We start from the raw sequence: 19,578 nt of genomic DNA on the forward strand, positions 1-19,578 counted from the left end.
GGGCCTGCTGTCGGGGTGCCTTGCGGGATGCGCCGTGAATACATCCCCGTAGGCTTGTCTGCGAGGTCCCTCTCGCAGACAGTCCCGCAAGGCACCCCGGCAGCAGGCCCTTCACATCGGGCTTGTTACCCCACCAGGCGCCAACCCGGCCTGAGAGGAAAAGAAAATGATCAAATCACTGTGGACGGCCAAGACCGGCCTCGAGTCACAGCAAGTAAAAATGGACGTGATTGCCAACAACCTGGCCAACGTCAGCACCAACGGCTTCAAGAAATCCCGCGCCGTGTTCGAAGACCTGCTGTACCAGAACCTGCGCCAGCCCGGCGCGCAGAACGATATGCAGAACACCCTGCCGTCGGGCATGCAGGTGGGCAGTGGCGTGCGCCCGGTGGCCACCGAGCGCCTGCACACCCAGGGCGGCCTGGAGGAAACCGGCAACTCCCGCGACCTGGCCATCAACGGCAAGGGCTTCTTCCAGGTGCGCCTGCCGGATGGCAGCACCGCCTACACCCGCGACGGCAGCTTCCAGCTGGACCAGAACGGCCAGATGGTGACCGCGAGCGGTTATCCCCTGGAGCCGGCGGTGATCATCCCCGAAAACGCCCTGTCCGTGACCATCGGCAAGGATGGCCTGGTGTCGGTGACCGAGCCCGGCTCCAGCCAGAGCGTGGAGGTGGGCCAGCTGACCCTGTCCACCTTTGTCAACCCGGCGGGCCTGCAGAGTATCGGCGAGAACCTCTACCTGGAGACCGCCGCCTCCGGCATGCGCACCGAGAGCATACCGGGCATGAACGGCGCCGGCAGCCTCTACCAGTCCTATGTGGAGACCTCCAACGTCAACGTGGTGGAGGAGATGGTGAGTATGATTCAGACCCAGCGCGCCTACGAGATCAACAGCAAGGCGGTGCAGGCATCCGACGAGATGCTCTCGCGCCTGGCCCAGCTGTAAACGGATCGCGGCCATGTTTTTCGCACTGAAAAGAGCCGCCGCCGTGGCGCTGATTTCACTGGTTGCCGGCTGCGCGCAATTGCCGCGTTCCTCGGTGGTGAGCCAGGAGGAGTGGGTGCAAATACCCCTGCCGCCACCGGCACGGGCCGACGGGGCCATCTACCAGCCCGAGCGCGGCTACAGGCCCCTGTTCGAGGACCGCCGCCCGCGCATGGCCGGCGACCTGTTGACAGTGGTGTTCAACGAGCAGGTGAGCGCTTCCAAACGCTCGGAGAGCAGTGCCAACCGCAGCGGTGCCGCCTCCCTGACTTCCACCCTGGTGCCGGACGGCCTCGAGAGCCTGACCGACTACGGCTTCGACATTGCCGGCAGCAGCGACTTCGAGGGTGGCGGCGGTGCCAGCGCCCGCAACACTTTTACCGGCACCATGACGGTGACGGTGCTGGAGGTGTTGCCGAACGGCAACCTGCGGGTGCGCGGCGAGAAGCAGATACTGATCAACCAGGGCACAGAGTTTATCCGCTTCTCCGGCATCATCGACCCGCGCGAGATCTCCGGCAGCAATAGCGTGCGCTCCACCCAGGTGGCCGACGCGCGTATCGAATACGTCGGCGACGGCTATATCGATGAGGCCCAGCATATGGGCTGGCTCCAGCGCCTGTTCTTGAACCTTTCCCCTTTCTGAGCCCCTTCTGACGGCAGCGAAGATGAGAATCCCTTTCCCCAACTGGACACTGTTGCTGCTGGCGCTGCTCGGCGCCGCGGCGCGCGCCGAGCCACTGCGCGAGCTGGCGGACTTTGCCGGCGTGCGCGACAACTTACTGGTGGGCTACGGCCTGGTGGTGGGCCTGGACGGCAGCGGCGACCAGACGATGCAGACCCCTTTTACCACCCAGAGTCTGACCAACATGTTCTCGCAGCTGGGGATCACCATTCCCCAGGGCACCAATATGCAGCTGCGCAATGTTGCCGGTGTGATGGTCACCGCCGAGCTGCCGCCCTTCGCGCGGCCCGGCCAGCGCATCGACGTGGTGGTGTCCTCCATCGGCAACGCCCGCAGCCTGCGCGGCGGCACCCTGTTGATGACGCCGCTGAAGGGTATGGACGGCCTCACCTATGCCGTCGCTCAGGGCAACCTGCTGGTGGGGGGGGCCGGCGCCGAGGCCGGCGGCTCCAGTGTGCAGATCAATCAGCAGGCCGGCGGCCGCATCGCCGGCGGCGCCCTGGTGGAGCGGCAGGTGCCCCTGGATCTGAGCAGTGCCCTGGAGCTGCACCTGCGCGAGGCCGATTTCGGCACCGCGCGGCGTGTGGTGCGCGCCATCAACGCCGAGTTCGGCCGCCCGGTGGCCGAAGCCCTGGATGCCGGGGTTATACGCCTGCACGGCCCCGCGGGGCGCAACGAGCGGGTCAATTTTATGGCGCGGGTGGAGAGCGTGGAGGTGACGCCGGTGGAGCCCCCGGCGCGGGTGGTGCTCAACGCCCGCAGCGGCTCGGTGGTGCTGAATGGCCGCGTCACCCTCGGCCCCGCCGCCGTGGCCCACGGCAATCTGTCGGTGGTGATAGACACCCACTTCGGCGTCAGTCAGCCGGCGCCCTTCAGCGAAGGGCAGACGGTGGTGGTGCCGGACAGCGACATCACTGTGCGCCAGCAGATGGGTGCCCTGCAGTTCGTCGAGGGGGCCGACCTGCTGGAGGTGGTGGACGCGCTCAACGCCCTCGGCGCCACGCCCCAGGATCTGATGTCCATCCTCGAGGCCCTCAAGGCGGCGGGCTCCCTGCGCGCGGAACTGGAGATCATCTGATGGACAAGACCACAGTGAATACACACTTCGCCCTGGATATACAGGGCCTGGAGCGGCTGAAAAGCGGCGCCGCCGCGGACCCGCAGAAAAGCCTGCGCGCCGCCGCAGAGCAGTTCGAGGCGCTCTTCCTGCAACAGCTGATGAAGAGCATGCGCGAGGCCACGCCCCGCGCCGGCCTCATCGACAACTCCGATATCCGCTTCTACGAATCCCTGCACGATCAGCAGTTGTCCCAGCATCTGGCCGGGCGGAGACTGGGGCTGGCGGAGCAGCTGGTCAGCCAGCTGTCCCGCACCCAAAAATAATCTCTGCGGGCCGGCTCAAGCGGCGTGCGCAGCGGCCGATAACCGGGATATGAATTTTGTGGGGCGGGCATAGGCAGGGCGACCACCACCAATAGGCGCGCAGCGACCTGCCCATCGAGACTGCGGAGATGGGCACGCTGCGCTTTTCCCATCCAGTGGCAGCCGGCAGCCCGAGTGCCGGGTCAACAGGAAAGCGAGTATGAGTATTTTTTCGATCGGCTTGAGCGGCCTCAACGCCGCGCAGAACGCACTCAACACCACCAGCAACAATATCAGCAACGTCTATACCCCCGGCTATAACCGGGAGCTGACCCTGCTCGGCGAGCGCAGCGCCGGTCGCGGCGTACAGGTAAACGATATACAGCGCCAGTTCGATCACTTCGTGGCCAACCAGCTCAACGCCGCCAACAGCAGGACCAGTGCCCTGGCCAGCTACCAGGTGCAGGTGTCGCAGATCGACAACCTGCTCGCCGACCGCGAGGCGGGGCTGGCGCCGCTGATGCAGAATTTTTTCTCCGCCATCGAAGATCTGGTGGGTGCCCCCGCCGATCCGGCGGCGCGCCAGGGCGTGATCGGCGCGGCGGACACCCTGAGCGCCCAGTTTCGCGCCTTCGACGGCTACCTGGAGGATATGCGCCACGGTGTCAACGGCGAAATCGCCGGTGAGATAACCCAGATCAACAACGCCGCCGAGCAGATCGCCGGCCTCAACCGCGAAATCGCCCTGGCCAGGGCCAAGCACGGCGAGGCGCCCAACAGCCTGCTCAACCAGCGCGATCAGCTGGTGGCGGATCTGAGCGAGCGTATCGACGTGCAGCTCACGGTGCAGGAGAGCGGCACCTACAACCTGTCCATCGGCAATGGCCAGCCGATCGTGGCCGGCTCGCGCAGCTTCGCCCTGGAGGCGGTGGATTCCGCAGCCGATCCCGGCCGCACCGCCGTCGGCTACCGGGATTCCTCCGGCAACCTGATCGAGCTGGACGAGGACATCATCAGCGGCGGCGCCCTGGGCGGCCTGCTCAGCTTCCGCCGCGAGACCCTGGACAAGACCCAGAACCAGCTCGGCCAACTGGCCGTGTCCCTGGCCATGGGCCTGAATGCCCAACACCGCGCCGGCGTGGACCTGAACGGCAACCCGGGCGGCGACCTCTTCGCCGTGGGCCAGCCGCGCGCCTACAGCAACGCCGGCAACAGCGGCAGCGCCACCATCAGCGCGGCCTTCGGCGCTATCGACCAGCTCACCGCCAGTGACTTCGAATTGAAGGTGACCGACGCCGCGAGCGGTGAGTTCGCCATCACCCGCCTGGACAGCGGCGAGACCTTCACCGCCACCCTGGATGCCAGCGACCAGCTCAGCTTCGGCGGCCTGGTGGTGACCATCGGCGGCGCCGCCGGCCTGGCCGACGGCGATCGCTTTCAGTTGCAACCCACCCGCGCCGCCGCCGGCGGCGTGGAAAACCTGATTCGCGATGGCGCGGAAATCGCCGCCGGTGCCGGAGGTGGCAGCGGCGACAACGAGAATGCCCTGGCGCTGCAGGGTCTGCAGAATGCGCAGCTGGTCGGCGGCAATGCCACCCTGAGCGGTGCCTATGCGTCCATTGTCGGCGACGTCGGCAGCCGCACGAACATCGTCCAGGTCAACCTGGAGGCCCAGCAGGGCCTCAGCGAACAGCTGCGCGCGCTGCAACAGTCGGAATCCGGCGTCAACCTGGACGAGGAGGCCGCCAACCTGATCCGCTTCCAGCAGTACTACCAGGCCAATGCCAAGGTGATCCAGACGGCGTCCACCGTGATGGACGCGATACTGGGCCTGCGATAAGGAGACTTCGACGCTATGCGTATCAGTACCGTCACCATCTACGAACAGAGCATGGGCTCCTTGAACCGCCAGCAGGGCGATTTTCTCAAGGTGGGCCAGCAGATCGCCTCCGGCCGGCGCGTGGTCAACCCCTCCGACGACCCCCAGGCCGCGTCCCGGGCGGTGCAGGTTTCCCAGGCGCTGGCGGTCACCGGGCAGTACGCCGACGCCCGCGTCGGCGCCCGCAACGCCCTCTCCCAGGAGGAGAGCGTGCTCAACAGTGTCAGCGACGCCATCGCCAGCGCCAAGGCCCTGATGGTGCAGGCCGCCAGCGACACCCTGAGCGACGCCGACCGCGCCTCTGTGGCCAGCGAACTGCGCGGCATCTACGAGACAGTGATAGGCCAGGCCAACGCCACCGACGGCAACGGCCGCTACCTGTTCGGTGGCTACCGGGACGGCAGCGAGCCCTTCGTGCGCGCCGCCGACGGCAGTGTCAGCTACGTCGGCGACAACAACAGCCGCGCAGTGCGCATCGACGCCTCGCGCCTGATGCCGGTGGCGGACAGCGGCCGGCAGGTATTCCAGAGTGTGCCCGCCGGCGCCGGCTATGTGGCCGAGGCGGATGCCGGCAACGCCGGCAGCGTCACCTTCAGGGGGCCCCAGGTGGTGGATGAGAGCGACCCCGGCTACGGCGGCGCCTTCGATATCCGCTTCTCGGTGTCTGCTGGAACCGCCACCTATTCCATCAACGGCGGCCCGGCGCAGCCCTATGTGGCCGGCGAGGCGATTCGCTTCGGCGGCCTGTCCCTGACTCTGGAGGGCAGCCCCGCCGACGGCGACCGCATTGCGCTGGACAGGGCGCAGAACATGAACACCGACCTGTTCAAGACTTTCGAGAAGGCCCTGGCGGTGCTGGAGCAGCCCGCCGGCACGGACGCGGAAAAGGCCGCGCGCAAAAACACCCTCAGCACCGCAATGCGCGAGTTCGACAACAGCCTCGACAATGTACTCTCCACCCGCGCCTCGGTGGGCGCGCGCCTGAACGAACTGGACGTGGTGGACTCGGTGGCCGGCAACCGGACGCTCAATTACGAGCAGACGCTGTCGGATCTGGTGGATCTCGATTATGTGGAGGCCATCGCCGAGTACAGCCTGCGCCAGATAGGCCTGCAGGCGGCGCAGAAGGCGTTCGTGGACATCAAGAGCATGACGCTGTTCGACCGCCTCTGATTCTTTCCCCGGTGGGCAGGCTGCGCTTTGCCCATCCTACGGTTGTCCTTGCGCAGGATGGGCAAAGGCGCTTAGCGACGTGCCCATCAATTCTGTGAGTCGCAGTTACAGCGGCGCCAGTGCCTGCACCAGCTGTTGCAGGAATAACAGCCCATCGCCGAACAGTTGCTGCAGGAAACGGCCGAAGTCGGTCATCAGCACCGTCAGCAGGAAGAGGCCCAGGGTCAGGGAGGTGGGGAAGCCCACCGAGAAGACCGTCAGCTGCGGCGCCGAGCGGTTGAGGATACCGAGCGACAGATTGACGATCAGCAGCGCCGCCACCACCGGCAGGGCCAGCAGCAGGCCGGAGGCGAAAATAGTGCCGCCGTAGCGCACCAGCAGGTCCAGGCCGCCGGGGTTGAGGCCCGAATAGCCGATGGGCAGGGTGCGGAAGCTGGCGGCCAGAGTGTCGATGACGATCAGGTGGCCGTTCACCGCCAGGAACATCATCAGCGTGATCATATTGAATATGCGCGACAGCACCACCGTGTTGGCGCCGTCCGGACTCACGAAGGTGGCGAAGGCCAGGCCCATCTGCAGACCGATATACTCCCCCGCCGCCTGCACCGCGCTGAACATCACCCGCAGCGCCAGGCCCATGGCCGCGCCTATCAGGGTCTGCTCCACGATGATGCCGAGCCCGGCCCAGGACCACACAGGCGCGGCCGGCAGCGGCGGCAGGCCCGGCGCCACCGCGGCGCTGAGCAGCGCCGCCAAGCCTATCTTGACCCGCGCCGGCACCGCCTTGTGGCCGAGCAGGGGCGCCGCCATCAAAAAAGCCGAGAGGCGCATAAAGGGCCAGAGGAAAGCCACCAGCCAGGCGTGCAGTTGCGCGAAGGTGATCTCGACCACTCAGGAGACCAGATAGGGAATATTCTGCAACAGCGCGCGGGTGTAATCGGTGATCAGCGCCAGCAGCCAGGGGCCGGCGATCACCAACACCGCGAACACCGCCAGTATCTTGGGGATAAACGACAGGGTCATCTCGTTGATCTGGGTGGCGGCCTGGAAGAGGCTCACCAGCAGGCCCACCAGCAGGGCGGTGACCAGCATGGGCGCGCCCATGTAGAGGGTCATCATCATGGCCCTGTAGGCGATGTTCATTACGGTTTCCGGGCTCATACGAAAAAGCTCTGTGCCAGGGACCCGATCAGCAGCTGCCAGCCGTCCACCAGCACGAACAGCATCAGCTTGAAGGGCAGGGAGATGGTGGCCGGCGGCACCATCATCATACCCAGCGCCATCAGCACGCTGGCCACCACCAGGTCGATGATCAAAAAGGGAATGAATATCGTGAAGCCTATCTGGAAGGCGGTCTTCAGCTCACTGGTGACGAAGGCCGGCAGCAGCACCCGCAGGGGCGTGTCTTCCGGGCCCTGCAGCGGGCCCACCTCCGCCAGGCGCGCGAACAGGGCTATGTCCGGCTCGCGGGTCTGGGCCAGCATAAACTGCCGCAGCGGCTGGATGCCGCGCTCCAGCGCCTGTTCGAAGCCGATCTCGTCCGCCGCCAGCGGCTGCCAGGCGTTGGTGTAGATTTCCTGCAGTACCGGCGCCATCACGAAGAAGGTCAGGAACAGCGTCAGGCCCAGCAGCACCTGGTTGGGCGGCGTCGCCTGGGTGCCCATGGCGGTGCGCAACAGGCTCAGCACTATGATGATGCGCGTGAAACAGGTCATCATCAGCAGTACCGCGGGAATAAAGGCCAGGCTGGTGAGCAGCAGCAGCGTCTGCAGCTTGATGGACCACTGTTGGCCGCCGTCCGCCGTGGGCTGGCTGACGATGCCCGGCAGGCCCGCCTGTGCCCAGGCACCGTCGGCGAACAGCAGGCACAGGGCCGGGAGCAGTGCCAGGGGGACTAGACGCGGATTCACCGGCTGTCCCCCCGGCCGCGGAGGTTCTGCCCCAGGGCGCGGGCGAAACGGCCGGCGAAGCTGTCGCCGTCGCTGTGCGCGGCTGCGCCTGTCGAGGGCGGCGTTTCCGGCGGCGCCGGCAATTGGTGCAGCTTGCTGACTGTGCCGCCGCCGACGCCCAGCAGCAGCCGGGTACCCTCGACTTCCACCATCACCACCCGCTCCCGCGGGCCGACGGCGCGGCTGGCGATCACCTTCAGGGCCGGGTTGGCAGCGCCCTGGCCGGGGGCCAGGCGCCGCAGCAGCCAGCCGCACAGCAGTATCAGGCCTACCAGCGCGGCCAGCACCAGGGCGGTCTTGCCCAGTGCGGCCATGCCGGATACGGCGGCGCCGTTGTCGCTCGGGTTCATCGGTTCAGCTTCTGTACGCGTTCCTGGGGGGTGATGATCTCGGTGATGCGGATACCGTACTTGTCGTCCACCACCACCACCTCGCCCTGGGCGATCAGGTAGCCGTTGATCAGTATGTCCATCGGCTCCCCGGCCAGACCGTCCAGCTCGATCACCGAGCCCTGGGCCAGTTCCAACAGCTGCTTGATGGTAATGCGGGTGCGCCCCAGCTCGACGCTGAGCTTGACCGGTATATCCATCACCATCTCCAGGTCGCGGCTGGCGGCATTGGTGCCGCCCTGTTCCAGCGGTTTGAAGACCTGCTCGCCGGCGCTGCGCGCGCCGGCGTTTTCCTTGCTGTCGGCGGATTTTTGTTCCGCCAGGGCCTCAGCCCAGGGGTCGGCGTCGCTCAGCTGTTCGGCCATGGCCGCCGCCCAGCTTTCGCCACCGGTGTTGTCTTCGGTTTTTTCGGCGTCGCTCATTGCTCGCTCTCCTCGCTCTTGGGCATTGCCCCCTCGATAAAATTGTCGGCGCCGAGCAGCGTGCGCCCGCCGCTGCGCTCTATCACGCGGGATACGCGCAGGGCTCGCTGGCCGTTGCGGCTACCGAATTCACACTCCAGCACCGGCACGCCATCCACCCGCGCGGTGACCGTGTCCGGCAGATCCAGGGGCAGCACGTCGCCGCGCTTCAGATTAAGTACCGCGCCGATACGGCTCGGCAGGCTGGCAAACTCCGCTACCAGCTCCACTTCGGACTGGCGTATCTCGCCGGCCATACGCCGGTTCCAGGTCTTGTCGCCGGCGTTGCGGCCGTCCGCCACCGGGTTGGTGAGCAGATCGCGCAGCGGCTCGATCATCGAATAGGGCATACAGATCTGGAAGCGATCGGACAGGTTGCCCACTTCCAGGTGGAAGGTGGTGTTGACGATGATCTCGTTGGGCGAATTGGTGATATTGGCGAAACGCGCCTGCAGCTCGGAGCGCAGGTAGCTGATGTCCAGTTCGTACACCGATTTCCAGGAGTCGCGGTAGGCGCCGATGGCCAGGTTCAGTATGCGCCGGATCACGCGCTGCTCGGTGTTGGTGAACTCGCGCCCCTCGGAGCGGGTGACGAAGCGCCCGTCGCCGCCGAACAGGCTGTCCACCACCATGAATACCATACTCGGCGGGAATACCATCAGGCCGGTGCCGCGCAGAGGCTTCATGGATATCAGGTTCAGGTTGGTGGGCACCGGCAGATTGCGGGCGAAATCCTTGAAACTCTGGTAGCGCACCGACTCCACCGTGATATCGGCGCTGCGGCGGATCAGGTTGAACAGGCTGACACGGAAGTGCCGCGCGAACCGCTCGTTGATAATGTCCATGCTGTGCAGCCGCTCGCGGATCACCCGCTGTTGGGTGGCCGGGTCATAGGGCCGCATTTGCGGTGCCGAGCTGGCGGTGCCACTGTCGGCGCCGTCGCCGGGGCCGTGCAGCAGGGCGTCGATTTCCTCCTGTGAGAGCAGGTCGTCCTGGGCCATGATCTGCCTTCCCCTATTGCACGATGAACTCGGTGAAGAGGACGTCGTCGATCTGCAGTTCCGGCTGGGCTTTGGCCATGGGTTCCGCCAGCGCGGCGATTATGTCCGCGATCAGTGCGCGCTTGCCTTCGGGGGTGACCAGCTCTTCCGCGCTCTGGGCCGAGTGGAGTATCAGCAGGCGGCTGCGCACCTGGGGCATATGTTCGAGGAGGAATTCCCGGGTTTCCTCATCGCCCACCTGCAGTGACAGGCCCACATACAGCAGGCGGCCGTAGAGGTCGCCCTGCAGATTGACAGTGAAGGGATCTATCTTGACGAAGATGGGGTCGGCGGGCCGCTCGGGTTCCTGCGCCTGCGCTTCGGGCACAGTGTCGCCGCCGTTCATACCCCTTAGCAGCAGGACCATATTCATCGCCACCAGGGCGACGATCAGCGCTGCCGCCACTACCGCCAGCCACACCAGACCGCGCGGTTTGCTCGATGTCTCTGCCATTCACTTGCGCCTTTTAACGGAAATTCATTCATGGATGGCGACGGAGTATGCCGCTGGCGTGCGCGGGGGAAATCGAAGAAAAGGGCGTCGTAATGGGCTTATCTCGACGTTTAGCACCGAGGCGAAGGAAACGGGGCGGCTCAAAAAGCCGCCCACTCCTCAATTTCCTGCGCACGGGCCTTTGCCGGCGTGGTCGATGCGTTCTGTTTGCCGTTGCGGTGCGTGTCCAGGTAGGTGATCTTTTCTTCCACCGCTTCGTCATCGCCGAGGATAAAGGCGCTGACCAGTTGGTTGAGTCTGTCGGCGTGGGCGCGCATCTGACCTGCGGCCGCGGAGGCCTGCTGTACCATGGCGGCGTTCTGTTGGGTTACCGCATCCAGTTCCGATACGGCGGTGTTGATCTGGCCTATGCCGCCGCTCTGCTCCCGGGCGCCGCTGCTGATTTCCTCAATCACGTCGGTTACCCGGGTCACGCTGGCGACAATCTCCCGCATGGTGCTGCCCGCTTCGCGCACCATCTCGCTGCCCTGTTGAGTGTGCTTCACCGAGGTGTCGATCAACTGGCGGATATCGCGCGCGGCATCGGCGGAGCGGCTCGCCAGGGTGCGCACCTCCTGGGCCACGACAGCGAAGCCGCGGCCGTGGTCGCCGGCGCGGGCCGCCTCCACCGAGGCGTTGAGGGCCAGAATATTGGTCTGGAAGGCGATGCCGTCGATCAGGCCGATGATTTCGCCGATCTTGCCCGAAGAGCGGCTGATGTCCTCCATGGTGCGCTCCACCTGGGCCATGGCCTGCTCGCCGCTGCGGGCCACGCTGGCGGTGTTGCCCGCCAGATCGCTGGCCTGTTGCGCCGCGTCACTGGTGTTGTTGACGGTGGCGGTGATCTCCTCCATCGAGGCGGAGGTCTCCTGCAGGCTGGCGGCGGCCTGCTCGGTGCGACTGGCGAGCTCCTCACTGCTCTGGGCTATCTCGCCGGCGGCCAGGTGTACCGAGCGTGTGCTGGCGCGCACCTGCCGCAGGGTTTCCTGCATGCGCGTGACGAAGGCGTTGAACTGGGTGGCCAGTTCACCCACTTCGTCGTCGCTCACGACTTGCAGGCGGCGGGTCAGGTCGCCCTCGCCCTTGGCGATATCCTCCATGGCCCGGGCGGTGTCGCGGATTGGGCGCACGGTGCGGCGCACCAGCCATACGGCGATGCAGGCCACCAGCGCGAAGCTGAGAGCGCCGGTGACCACGGTGGCGATGATCGCCGTGCGCAGATCGCGCCTGGCTGTCACCTCTACCGCGGCCATTGCATCGTTGATTTCCGTCATATAGACGCCCGCGCCAATAGCCCAGCGCCACTCCGGGATGGCGGCGACAAAGGAGTATTTCTGTTCCACTTCGCCGGTGTTGAGATTTTGCCAGTGGTACTGGAACTGGCCGCCGCCCCGCTTGGCGACCTTGACGATCTCCCGAATCAGGTAGGCGCCATCGGCGCTCTGCAGATCGCTGGCATCCTTGCCTTCCGAGGCGGGGTTGTTCGGCGTGACGACACCGATATGGTCGAAGTCGTAGACAAAGATGTAGTTGTTGCCCTCGAAGCGCATGGCGCGCACCATTTCCTTTGCCCGTCGCTGGGCCTCGCGGGCGCTCAGCCGCTGGTTGGCGATCATGTCATTGATGGCCGTGGTCGCGGCGGTGATCAGGTTTTCGAGCCCCTTTATCCGGTTCTCGATCAACAGCTGCCGCTGTGCGTCGAGAGACTGCTGCATCTCCTGGGTACGCGTCACGGCGGTCAGGGTGGTAAGTGTCGCTGTGACGAGAAACAGAGGGAGCAGTGTCAGCAGCAGAACCTTGGTTTGCAGTTTGAGTTTGAGGGGTTTGATAGCGTTTTTCAGGATCATTTGCGGGTGCCTTTTAATCAGCTGTAGGTGGCCGTTGCTGTTTCCAATATTTGTCGGCACCCGCCGAAAAGCCTTTACCCCGAGAGTGGAAGTCACGGTAAAAAAGTGCTCCGCTGCCGGGGTGCTGTCACCCGTGCCCTAAGCGTATAGATCCACACCGCCGATACGGTCCGCGGGTGCGGCAGACAGCTGCGAGCTGGGTCTTGGCGGAACTGAGTCCGCTGCAGTTTCGCCGTCGCTGGTCCGGTTGCCGGGGGCGTAGTCCCAGGCAGTCGGCGCCCGCCGCTGCTGCTGTTGTTGCTCGCCCACGGTGGCCTCGCCCAGTGCGATGCCCTGCTGGGCCAGCGCGTCGCGCAGCTGGGGTATGGCCTGCTCCACGGCGCCGCGCACCGCCGCCTGGGCGGACCAGAACTGGGCTCTGGCTCCCTGGTCGTCCAGGGTCAGACTCACCGACAGCGGGCCCAACTCGCGCGGATTCAGCTGCAGCTCCACTTGCTCTTCACCGCGTTGCACCAGTCCCAACAGCTGCTGGCCCAATTCCTGGCCCCAGGGTTGGCTGGCGAGCGGGGCCTGCAGACTGGGGGACAGCGCGGGGGCAGCGGGCGAGGCCGGGCCCGAGTGGTTGCCCGGCGGCGGGCCGGAAACAGCGGCGGGCGCCGCTGTCGACGGTGCGTTTTGCGAGAGAGGCTCCGCCGCGGCGCCGGCCGGGACTGCGGGTCCCTCGGCGCGGGTCAATTTGGGCGCGGCCCCGCGGGTGTCCGCTGCGGGGGCGGTGGTTTCCCCGGCGCCGCCGGCACGGGTATCGGGTTGCGGCTGAACCGGGGGCTCCGCGGTTGCGGGCATGTCCCGTCGCGGTGCGGCCTCTTGTAGCGCGCGCTGCGCGAGGGGAGCGGCCGCGGCCAGGCGCTCAAGGGGGCGGTCGGCCGTCGCGCTGTCGCCGGGTTCGCCGGACAAAGGCGCCGGGGAAGTGCGCAGGTCGGCTGCGGCGGCGAGGGGTAGCCACAAGGCGCTATCCACCTCTGCGGCCCGCTCTTCGTTGCCGCTGTCCCCGCCGGTGATTTCCAGCGGGTTGCTATCCGTCCCCGCGAGAGGGGCGCCGGGGGGCATTGTTAGCGCGGCAGGTTTTTCGCCCGCCGGGGCCGTGCGGCTTCCGGCGCGCGGGTCTCCGTCATCCACGCCTCTGCCGCCGGCGGCGGCCCGCAGCGCGAGGGCGAAGGCCTCGCCCCCATCGGCCGGGTCTGTCTCTCCGCTGCGGATTCTGTCGCCGGCCCCGGGCGGCAGCCCGGCCAGCAGTGCGCTGATGTCCATGATCTTTCTCCTATACAGGGTTGGGGCCTTCCGCGCGCGGGCGCCGCGCGAGCATGTTCTGGGTCATCTCGTCGGCCTGCAGGCGCTCGCGCCTCTGCGCCTGGTGGCGTTCGCGTTCCGAGCGCCGCGCGGCCAGGGTGTTGTAGGACGACAGCTGGCGCTGCCGCTGTTGCCAGTGCTCGCGGCTGGCGGAGAGTCTTTCCTGCTGCTGCGCCAGGGCCTCGCGGGCGCGGGCTATGGCGCCGTCGAGAGAGCGAATAAAGCGGTTGTAGTCGTCCAGGGCGGCGGCGCTGATGCCGCGGCCCATGGCCTCCTGCCGCCGCTGGCAGTATTCCCGCCGGTACCGCTGCAGTGTTTCCAACTGAGCGGCGGTCGCTTCGCTGCCGCGCTGTTCCTCGGCCAGCAGGCGCCCGGCGCTGTCGCGGGCCCTGCGGCTCTGGTCGATCAGTGTGTCCAGTGGATTGGATGTACTCATGGCTCAACTCCCGTTGCGGCTTGGTCAAGCGAGCAGGGCCGCCATGGCCCGCTGTGAGTCCTCGATACCGGCGCGCTCGCCGATGCCCTGTTGCAGAAAGGCCTCCATCTGCGGGTACAGCTGCACGGCCAGGTCCAATTGCGGATCCTGGCCGGGGCTGTAGGCGCCGACGCTGATCAGGTCGCGGTTGCGCTGGTAGCGGGAGAAGAGTTGCTTGAAGCGCTGTGCATTGCGCTGCTGCTCTCCATCGGTGATTGCGGTCATGGCGCGGCTGATGGAGGCCTCTATGTCGATCGCCGGGTAGTGGCCCGCCTCCGCCAGGGTGCGCGACAGCACTATGTGGCCGTCGAGGATGGCGCGCGCCGAGTCGGCGATGGGGTCCTGCTGGTCGTCGCCCTCGGCGAGCACGGTATAGAAAGCGGTGATGGAGCCGCCGTTTTCCCCATTGCCCGCCCGCTCGACGAGCCCCGGCAGCTTGGCGAATACCGACGGCGGATAGCCCTTGGTGGCCGGTGGTTCGCCGATGGCCAGGGCGATCTCCCGCTGGGCCATGGCGTAGCGGGTCAGGGAGTCCATGATCAGCAGCACGCTCTTGCCCCGGTCGCGGAAATACTCCGCCACGCGGGTGGCATAGGCGGCACCCTGCAACCGCTGCAGCGGCGAGGTGTCCGCCGGCGCGGCCACCACCACCGAGCGGCGCAGGCCCTCCTCGCCGAGGATGTTGTCGATAAAGTCCTTCACTTCGCGGCCGCGCTCGCCGATCAGCCCCACGACAATGACGTCGGCGCTGGTGTAGCGGGCCATCATGCCCAGCAGCACCGACTTACCCACGCCGGAACCGGCGAAGAGCCCCAGGCGCTGGCCGCGGCCGACGCAGAGCAGGCCGTTGATGGCGCGTATGCCGACATCTATCTGGGTCTGGATCGGCGTGCGCGCCAGGGGGTTCAGCGGCGGGGCGGCGAGGGTGCCGCGGTCGCGTTCGGGGAGTGGGGCTCCGCCGTCCAGGGGGCGGCCGCTGCCGTCCACTACGCGCCCGAGCAGGGCCTCGCCCAGGGGAAAACGGCGCGCGCCGCTGTCGCCGAGGGGGAAGACGCGGGCGCCGGGCGCGAGTCCGACTATCTCCTCCAGCGGCATCAGGTACAGCCTGTCGCCGGCAAAGCCCACCACCTCCGCCTCGGCGAAGGCCGGTTGCGCGCCGGAGGTCAGTTCTATACGGCAGCCGCTGCCGAGGGGTACCTGCAGGCCCACGGCTTCCAGCACCAGTCCGGTGGCGCGCACTATCCGGCCGCTGGCGCGGTAGGCGGGAAGTGCCGCTACCCGGGCCGCGCTGCCGCGCAGCGCGCGGCGCCAGTGTTCACTGTGGGGATTGGCCGGGAGTGCGCTCACGCCTGCGCCTCCGCGCCGCCGGACGTGCCGCGGATCAGGCGGTGCACCCGTTCCTGCAGCTGCTCCCAGCGGGTTTCCAGAGTCGCGTCCAGCTCTCCGGAGGGGCCGGTCACTCGGCAGCCGCCGCGATCGAGGCGCGGATCGGGCCTGGCCTGCCAGCCGCTGGCGGCCAGCTCGCGTTCCAGTTCCGCTTCCACCAGGGGCAGATCTTGCGGGTGCAGCCACAGGCGCGAGCCGCCGTTGAATGTCGGTTCCTCGCGCAGCAGGGTGCGCACCAGTTCCACCACCTGCTGAGGCTGGGCCTGCAGGGCGTCGCCGGCCAGCTGCCGGCCCACGGCCAGGGCCAGTTCCGCCAGCTCTGTGGCCATCTCTTCATCGAGGCGTGCCAGGGCGTCGCTGAACTCGCGCGCCAGACCGGCCAGGGGCTGCAGCAGTTCCCGGCGCCGGCGCTCGCTCTCCTCTTCGCCGGCGCGGCGGCCCTCTTCGAGGCCCCGGGCCAGCCCCTCCTCGCGGCCGGCGTCGAAACCGGCCTGCCAGCCTTCGCGGCGGGCCTGTTCGCGGGCCTCGTCCAAGCGGGCCTGTAATTCCGCCTCGCGCTCGGCGGCGCGGCGCCGGGCGCCGTCGACGTCCAGTTCCTCCATGTGCCAGGCCTGCCACCGGAAGGCTTCAGACATAGACCTCGTCCCCGCCGCTCAGCACGATTTCGCCGCTGTCCGCGAGGCGGCGCACCACCTGCAGAATGGCTTTCTGTTCCCGCTCCACCTGGGATTTGCGGATGGGGCCGCTGGCCTCCATGTCCTCGCGCAGCAAGGCGCCGGCGCGGCTGGACATGTTGTTCAGGAACTTGTCCACCAGCTTTTGCTGGCTGCCCTTCAGGGCCACCACCAGGGACTTGGTGTTGATCTCCTTCAGCAGCAGCTGTATCGCGCGGTCGTCCAGTTCCAGCAGATTCTCGAACAGGAACATCTCGTCGATGATCTTCTGTGCCAGCTCCTCGCTGTGGGCGCGCACCCGCTCGATGACGGTTTCCTCGGCACCCGAATTCATCAGGTTGAGTATCTCCGCTGCGGTGCGGGCGCCGCCCATCTTGGCGCGCTTGAGGTTCTGGCCGTCGAGCATGCTGGTGAGTACCTCGGTCAGTTCCTGCAGCGCGGCCGGCTGCACGCCGCTGAAGGTGGCGATGCGCAGCACCACGTCGTCGCGTAGTTTGTCCTCGAAGTGTTCGAGCACGGCGGCGGCCTGGCGGCGCTCCAGGTGCACCAGGATGGTGGCGATGATCTGCGGGTGTTCATCGCGGATCATCTCGGCCACGGTGTTGGCGTCCATCAGGTTGAGGGCGTCTATGCCGGAGTCGGCGTTGTTCATCTCGAGGATGTCTTCCAGCAGGCTGGCGGCCCTGTCAGTGCCCAGCGCCTTGGTGAGCACCGCGCGGATACGGTCGCTGGAGTAGAGATTGAGAGCGGTGAACTCCTCTGATTCCTCGTAGAAATCCTGCAGTACCCGGCGCATCTCCTCGTGGGAGACACTGTGCAGTCTGGCCATTTCCTGGCCTATCTCCTGCACCTCGCGGGCGCTCAGGTGCCGGAACACCTCGGCGGAGCTGTCTTCGTCCAGGGCCAGCAGCAGTATGGCGCAGCGGCGCAGGTTGCTCATGGGGCTAGCGTCAGTCATTGCGGTTCATCCAACTGCGCACGATCATGGCCACCATGGCGGGGTCGTCTTTGGCCATCTCGTGCAGGTCCTTCAGGTTCTGCTCATAGGCCGGCGAGCGGCGCCGCCGGCGCGGTGGTGGCAGCCCCTCCTCTTCCTCGGCCTCATTGGTCCCGCTGCTTTCCGCCGCCGAGCCCTGGGGCAGGGCCGCCGGTGCGTTGGTGTCCGCCTTCAGTCGCGTGTATCTGTCGACCAGGGGGCGCAGCACCCAGCGGAACAGCATCAGCGCCGCCAGAGCTGCCAGCAGGTAGCGGGCCAGACTCAGGAGCAACTGCTGCCAGAAGGGATCTCTGTGCCAGGGAGGTGCCACTTCGGCGACCGCTTCGCCGGTCGCAAACGGGCTGTTGACCACTTGCAGACCGTCGCCGCGGGCTTCCGAATAGCCCATGGCCTGACGCACCAGTTGTTCGATGCGCTGCAGCTCCTCGTCGGAAAGGGGCGCGGGTTCCGTTCCTCCCTGCTCGCTGGGGATCTCGCGATAATTGACCACCACCGCAGCCGACAGCCGCAGTATCCGCCCGCGCTGGCGCTGGATATGGGTGATGTTGCGATCCACTTCGTAGTTGATCAGCTGCTCGCTGCGCAGGCGGCCCCGGTTGTCGCCCTCGTCGTCGGCCTGATCTCCGCCTCCGCCATCGCCCGCTCCCTGAATCGGTGACGCGGCGGCGCCGGGCGGCGTGTTGGTGAGGGCGCCGGGAATACCGCCGATGGCGGCCGGGTCGCCGTCGAAGTCGGTGTTGCGCCGCGCACTGCGCACCGCCGCCGGCTGGCCGTCCTGGTTGGGGGTGTAGCGCTCGCTGGTTTCCTCGCGCTGGTCGAAGTCGATTTCCGCCACCACCTGGGCGCGCACATTGCCGCTGCCGAGAATGGGCTCGAGGATGTTTTCGATACGCTGCCGGTAGTGGCGCTCCACGTCCCGCACATAGTCGAGCCGGGTGCCGTCCAGGCCGGCGCCGTCGCCGGGGCGGGACAGCAGGCGGCCGGCCTGGTCCACGACGGTGACATTTTCCATCGCCAGGTCCGGCACACTGCTGGAGACCAGGTGCACTATGGCGTTGACCTGGCCCTCGCCGAGGGTGCGGCCCGGAGCCAGGGTCAGCACCACCGAGGCCTTGGCCGGTTCGCGGTCGCGAATAAAAACCGACGGCTTGGCCAGGGACAGGTGCACCCGGGCGCGGGATACAGGGCCCAGGGATTCGATGGAGCTGGCCAGTTCCCCCTGCAGGCCGCGCTGGAAGTTCACCCGCTCGGTGAACTGGCTGACGCCGAAGGCCTGCTTGTCCATGATCTCGAACCCCGCGTTGGCGCCCTCCGGCAGGCCCTGCTCGGCGAGCTGCAGGCGCAGCCTGTACACCTGGTCGCCGGGCACCAGCAGGGTGCGGCCACCCTGGCTCAACTCGTAGGGAATGGCGCGACTCTCCAGCTCGCTGATGATGCGGCCGCCATCCGCTTCGCTGAGGTTGCTGTAGAGCACGCGATACTGCGGCCCCCCGGCCCACATCCACAGGGCCGCGATCAAAGCGATGGCGGCGGCGCCGGCCACCAACAGGGGGATCAGCGGGTTGGCGAGCAGCCGCGCCGGCAACTGGTTCAGTGCCGGCGTCGATGCGCTCGGGCTTGTTTGGGCGACGCTGCTCATGCCGCGGCTCCGCCGTCGCAGAGGGGGGAGAGGTCGCGGTGCATTGGTCTCTTATATAAAGGCATTGCTGCTTGGATCGATTCTGGCGGCTGATAAGACTGGGCTGATTATGGCCAGACCGAATTTGGGCAAAGGAAAGAAAAGCCCATTTTTTTTCCGCTATTTGGCCGCTTGGCCTTGGGCGGGGCGCTGTTACCTTTGCGTCGCAACCCAATAGAGGCAGTGATGATGACCAGTCCCTCAATCGATAGTGTATTGGCGCAGATGCACAGCCTGGCCGGAGAGGCCGCAGGCGGTGACAGGCGTGTGGATCTCGCGGTGGGCGGCGGCTTTGCCGATGCGCTGCGCGACAGCTTGGCGCGGATCAACCAGCTGCAAAATCTGAGCGGCGATATGAGCCGCGCCTTTCAGTCCGGCGAGCCGGGCGTGGCACTGCACGATGTGATGATCGCCAGCCAGAAGGCGGGTATCGCCTTCGAGATGGGCGTGCAGGTACGCAACCGTCTGGTGGCGGCCTACAAGGACATTATGAATATGCAGATATAGGCGTCCGCATAGCGGCGGGAAAACCTGCTCCGTTGAGTGGGCTCCCGCCGCGCGGGTGTCAGCGCCTCCAGACAGAAATCGAGATTCCCCTCCGAACGCGCCCGCCGCGGCTATGGGCAGTACCCAGGCCCGGGATGCGATCCACTTTTTCCCGCAGTTTTCGATTATGGCCGGTGTTCCATTGCCTGCCGCCGGACTTAAAAAAAGCCCCCGAGCGGGGGCAAGGATGGTCCCAATCTTGGGAGGGG

Annotated in this window: 21 protein-coding genes; 7 read left to right on the top strand and 14 right to left on the bottom strand. The window is 66.8% G+C overall.

Annotated elements, in window-relative coordinates:
* The first annotated feature begins 166 nt into the window (after positions 1 to 166).
* From flgG to flgL, 6 genes are all read left to right on the top strand, one after another.
* Positions 167 to 949: a flagellar basal-body rod protein FlgG gene (gene flgG / locus ACXAF3_RS11845; RefSeq protein ID WP_475112513.1), complete on the top strand. Its 783-nt coding sequence runs from the start codon at positions 167 to 169 to the stop codon at positions 947 to 949.
* A gap of 13 nt (positions 950 to 962) precedes the next feature.
* A complete protein-coding gene (locus tag ACXAF3_RS11850) occupies positions 963 to 1,634 on the top strand; it encodes a flagellar basal body L-ring protein FlgH (RefSeq protein ID WP_475112514.1) in 672 nt (223 codons plus the stop codon).
* A gap of 22 nt (positions 1,635 to 1,656) precedes the next feature.
* Positions 1,657 to 2,751, top strand: coding sequence for a flagellar basal body P-ring protein FlgI (locus ACXAF3_RS11855; RefSeq protein WP_475112515.1), 1,095 nt, complete (start codon positions 1,657 to 1,659; stop codon positions 2,749 to 2,751).
* Positions 2,751 to 3,056 (top strand): rod-binding protein, encoded by a 306-nt coding sequence (locus ACXAF3_RS11860; RefSeq protein ID WP_475112516.1) that lies wholly within the window; start codon positions 2,751 to 2,753, stop codon positions 3,054 to 3,056. The genes ACXAF3_RS11855 and ACXAF3_RS11860 overlap by 1 nt, the downstream gene beginning before the upstream one ends.
* A 199-nt stretch (positions 3,057 to 3,255) precedes the next feature.
* Positions 3,256 to 4,875, top strand: a complete 1,620-nt coding sequence (gene flgK / locus ACXAF3_RS11865) for a flagellar hook-associated protein FlgK (protein WP_475112517.1) — start codon at positions 3,256 to 3,258, stop codon at positions 4,873 to 4,875.
* A 15-nt stretch (positions 4,876 to 4,890) separates the two neighbouring features.
* Entirely contained in the window at positions 4,891 to 6,087 is a 1,197-nt protein-coding gene (gene flgL / locus ACXAF3_RS11870) for a flagellar hook-associated protein FlgL (protein WP_475112518.1), read from the top strand.
* A gap of 105 nt (positions 6,088 to 6,192) precedes the next feature.
* Here flgL and fliR read toward each other — a convergent pair whose 3' ends face one another.
* The 14 genes from fliR to fliF all read right to left on the bottom strand — a co-directional run bounded on the left by fliR (position 6,193) and on the right by fliF (position 18,784).
* Positions 6,193 to 6,978 (bottom strand): flagellar biosynthetic protein FliR, encoded by a 786-nt coding sequence (fliR, locus tag ACXAF3_RS11875; protein WP_475112519.1) that lies wholly within the window; start codon positions 6,976 to 6,978, stop codon positions 6,193 to 6,195.
* A complete protein-coding gene (gene fliQ, locus ACXAF3_RS11880; protein ID WP_475112520.1) occupies positions 6,979 to 7,230 on the bottom strand; it encodes a flagellar biosynthesis protein FliQ in 252 nt (83 codons plus the stop codon).
* Positions 7,231 to 7,244: 14 nt separating this feature from the next.
* The gene (fliP, locus tag ACXAF3_RS11885; protein WP_475112563.1) at positions 7,245 to 7,976 is read right to left on the bottom strand and encodes a flagellar type III secretion system pore protein FliP; all 732 of its coding nucleotides are present in this window, start codon (positions 7,974 to 7,976) and stop codon (positions 7,245 to 7,247) included.
* A gap of 17 nt (positions 7,977 to 7,993) precedes the next feature.
* On the bottom strand, positions 7,994 to 8,386 hold the full coding sequence (gene fliO / locus ACXAF3_RS11890; protein ID WP_475112521.1) for a flagellar biosynthetic protein FliO: 393 nt from the start codon (positions 8,384 to 8,386) through the stop codon (positions 7,994 to 7,996).
* On the bottom strand, positions 8,383 to 8,847 hold the full coding sequence (gene fliN, locus ACXAF3_RS11895) for a flagellar motor switch protein FliN (protein ID WP_475112522.1): 465 nt from the start codon (positions 8,845 to 8,847) through the stop codon (positions 8,383 to 8,385). Before fliN ends, fliO begins: the two co-directional genes overlap by 4 nt.
* Entirely contained in the window at positions 8,844 to 9,887 is a 1,044-nt protein-coding gene (gene fliM / locus ACXAF3_RS11900; RefSeq protein WP_475112523.1) for a flagellar motor switch protein FliM, read from the bottom strand. Before fliM ends, fliN begins: the two co-directional genes overlap by 4 nt.
* Before the next feature lie 13 nt (positions 9,888 to 9,900).
* Complete coding sequence (gene fliL, locus ACXAF3_RS11905) at positions 9,901 to 10,380, bottom strand: flagellar basal body-associated protein FliL (protein ID WP_475112524.1); 480 nt, start codon at positions 10,378 to 10,380, stop codon at positions 9,901 to 9,903.
* A 140-nt stretch (positions 10,381 to 10,520) separates the two neighbouring features.
* Positions 10,521 to 12,266 (bottom strand): methyl-accepting chemotaxis protein, encoded by a 1,746-nt coding sequence (locus tag ACXAF3_RS11910; RefSeq protein WP_475112525.1) that lies wholly within the window; start codon positions 12,264 to 12,266, stop codon positions 10,521 to 10,523.
* A 138-nt stretch (positions 12,267 to 12,404) separates the two neighbouring features.
* On the bottom strand, positions 12,405 to 13,574 hold the full coding sequence (locus ACXAF3_RS11915; protein ID WP_475112526.1) for a flagellar hook-length control protein FliK: 1,170 nt from the start codon (positions 13,572 to 13,574) through the stop codon (positions 12,405 to 12,407).
* Between the two features lie 10 nt (positions 13,575 to 13,584).
* Positions 13,585 to 14,049, bottom strand: coding sequence for a flagellar export protein FliJ (gene fliJ / locus ACXAF3_RS11920; protein WP_475112527.1), 465 nt, complete (start codon positions 14,047 to 14,049; stop codon positions 13,585 to 13,587).
* 24 nt (positions 14,050 to 14,073) lie between these two features.
* Positions 14,074 to 15,387, bottom strand: coding sequence for a flagellar protein export ATPase FliI (gene fliI / locus ACXAF3_RS11925; RefSeq protein WP_475112564.1), 1,314 nt, complete (start codon positions 15,385 to 15,387; stop codon positions 14,074 to 14,076).
* Between the two features lie 44 nt (positions 15,388 to 15,431).
* The gene (locus tag ACXAF3_RS11930; RefSeq protein WP_475112528.1) at positions 15,432 to 16,109 is read right to left on the bottom strand and encodes a flagellar assembly protein FliH; all 678 of its coding nucleotides are present in this window, start codon (positions 16,107 to 16,109) and stop codon (positions 15,432 to 15,434) included.
* Positions 16,102 to 17,106, bottom strand: coding sequence for a flagellar motor switch protein FliG (fliG, locus tag ACXAF3_RS11935; RefSeq protein WP_475112529.1), 1,005 nt, complete (start codon positions 17,104 to 17,106; stop codon positions 16,102 to 16,104). Before fliG ends, ACXAF3_RS11930 begins: the two co-directional genes overlap by 8 nt.
* Complete coding sequence (gene fliF, locus ACXAF3_RS11940) at positions 17,099 to 18,784, bottom strand: flagellar basal-body MS-ring/collar protein FliF (protein ID WP_475112530.1); 1,686 nt, start codon at positions 18,782 to 18,784, stop codon at positions 17,099 to 17,101. Before fliF ends, fliG begins: the two co-directional genes overlap by 8 nt.
* Positions 18,785 to 19,012: 228 nt before the next feature.
* Here fliF and fliE point away from each other — a divergent pair, with 228 nt between their 5' ends.
* Positions 19,013 to 19,330: a flagellar hook-basal body complex protein FliE gene (gene fliE / locus ACXAF3_RS11945; RefSeq protein WP_475112531.1), complete on the top strand. Its 318-nt coding sequence runs from the start codon at positions 19,013 to 19,015 to the stop codon at positions 19,328 to 19,330.
* Positions 19,331 to 19,578: the final 248 nt, after the last annotated feature.

Source organism: Microbulbifer sp. ABF4_143 (assembly GCF_056160225.1).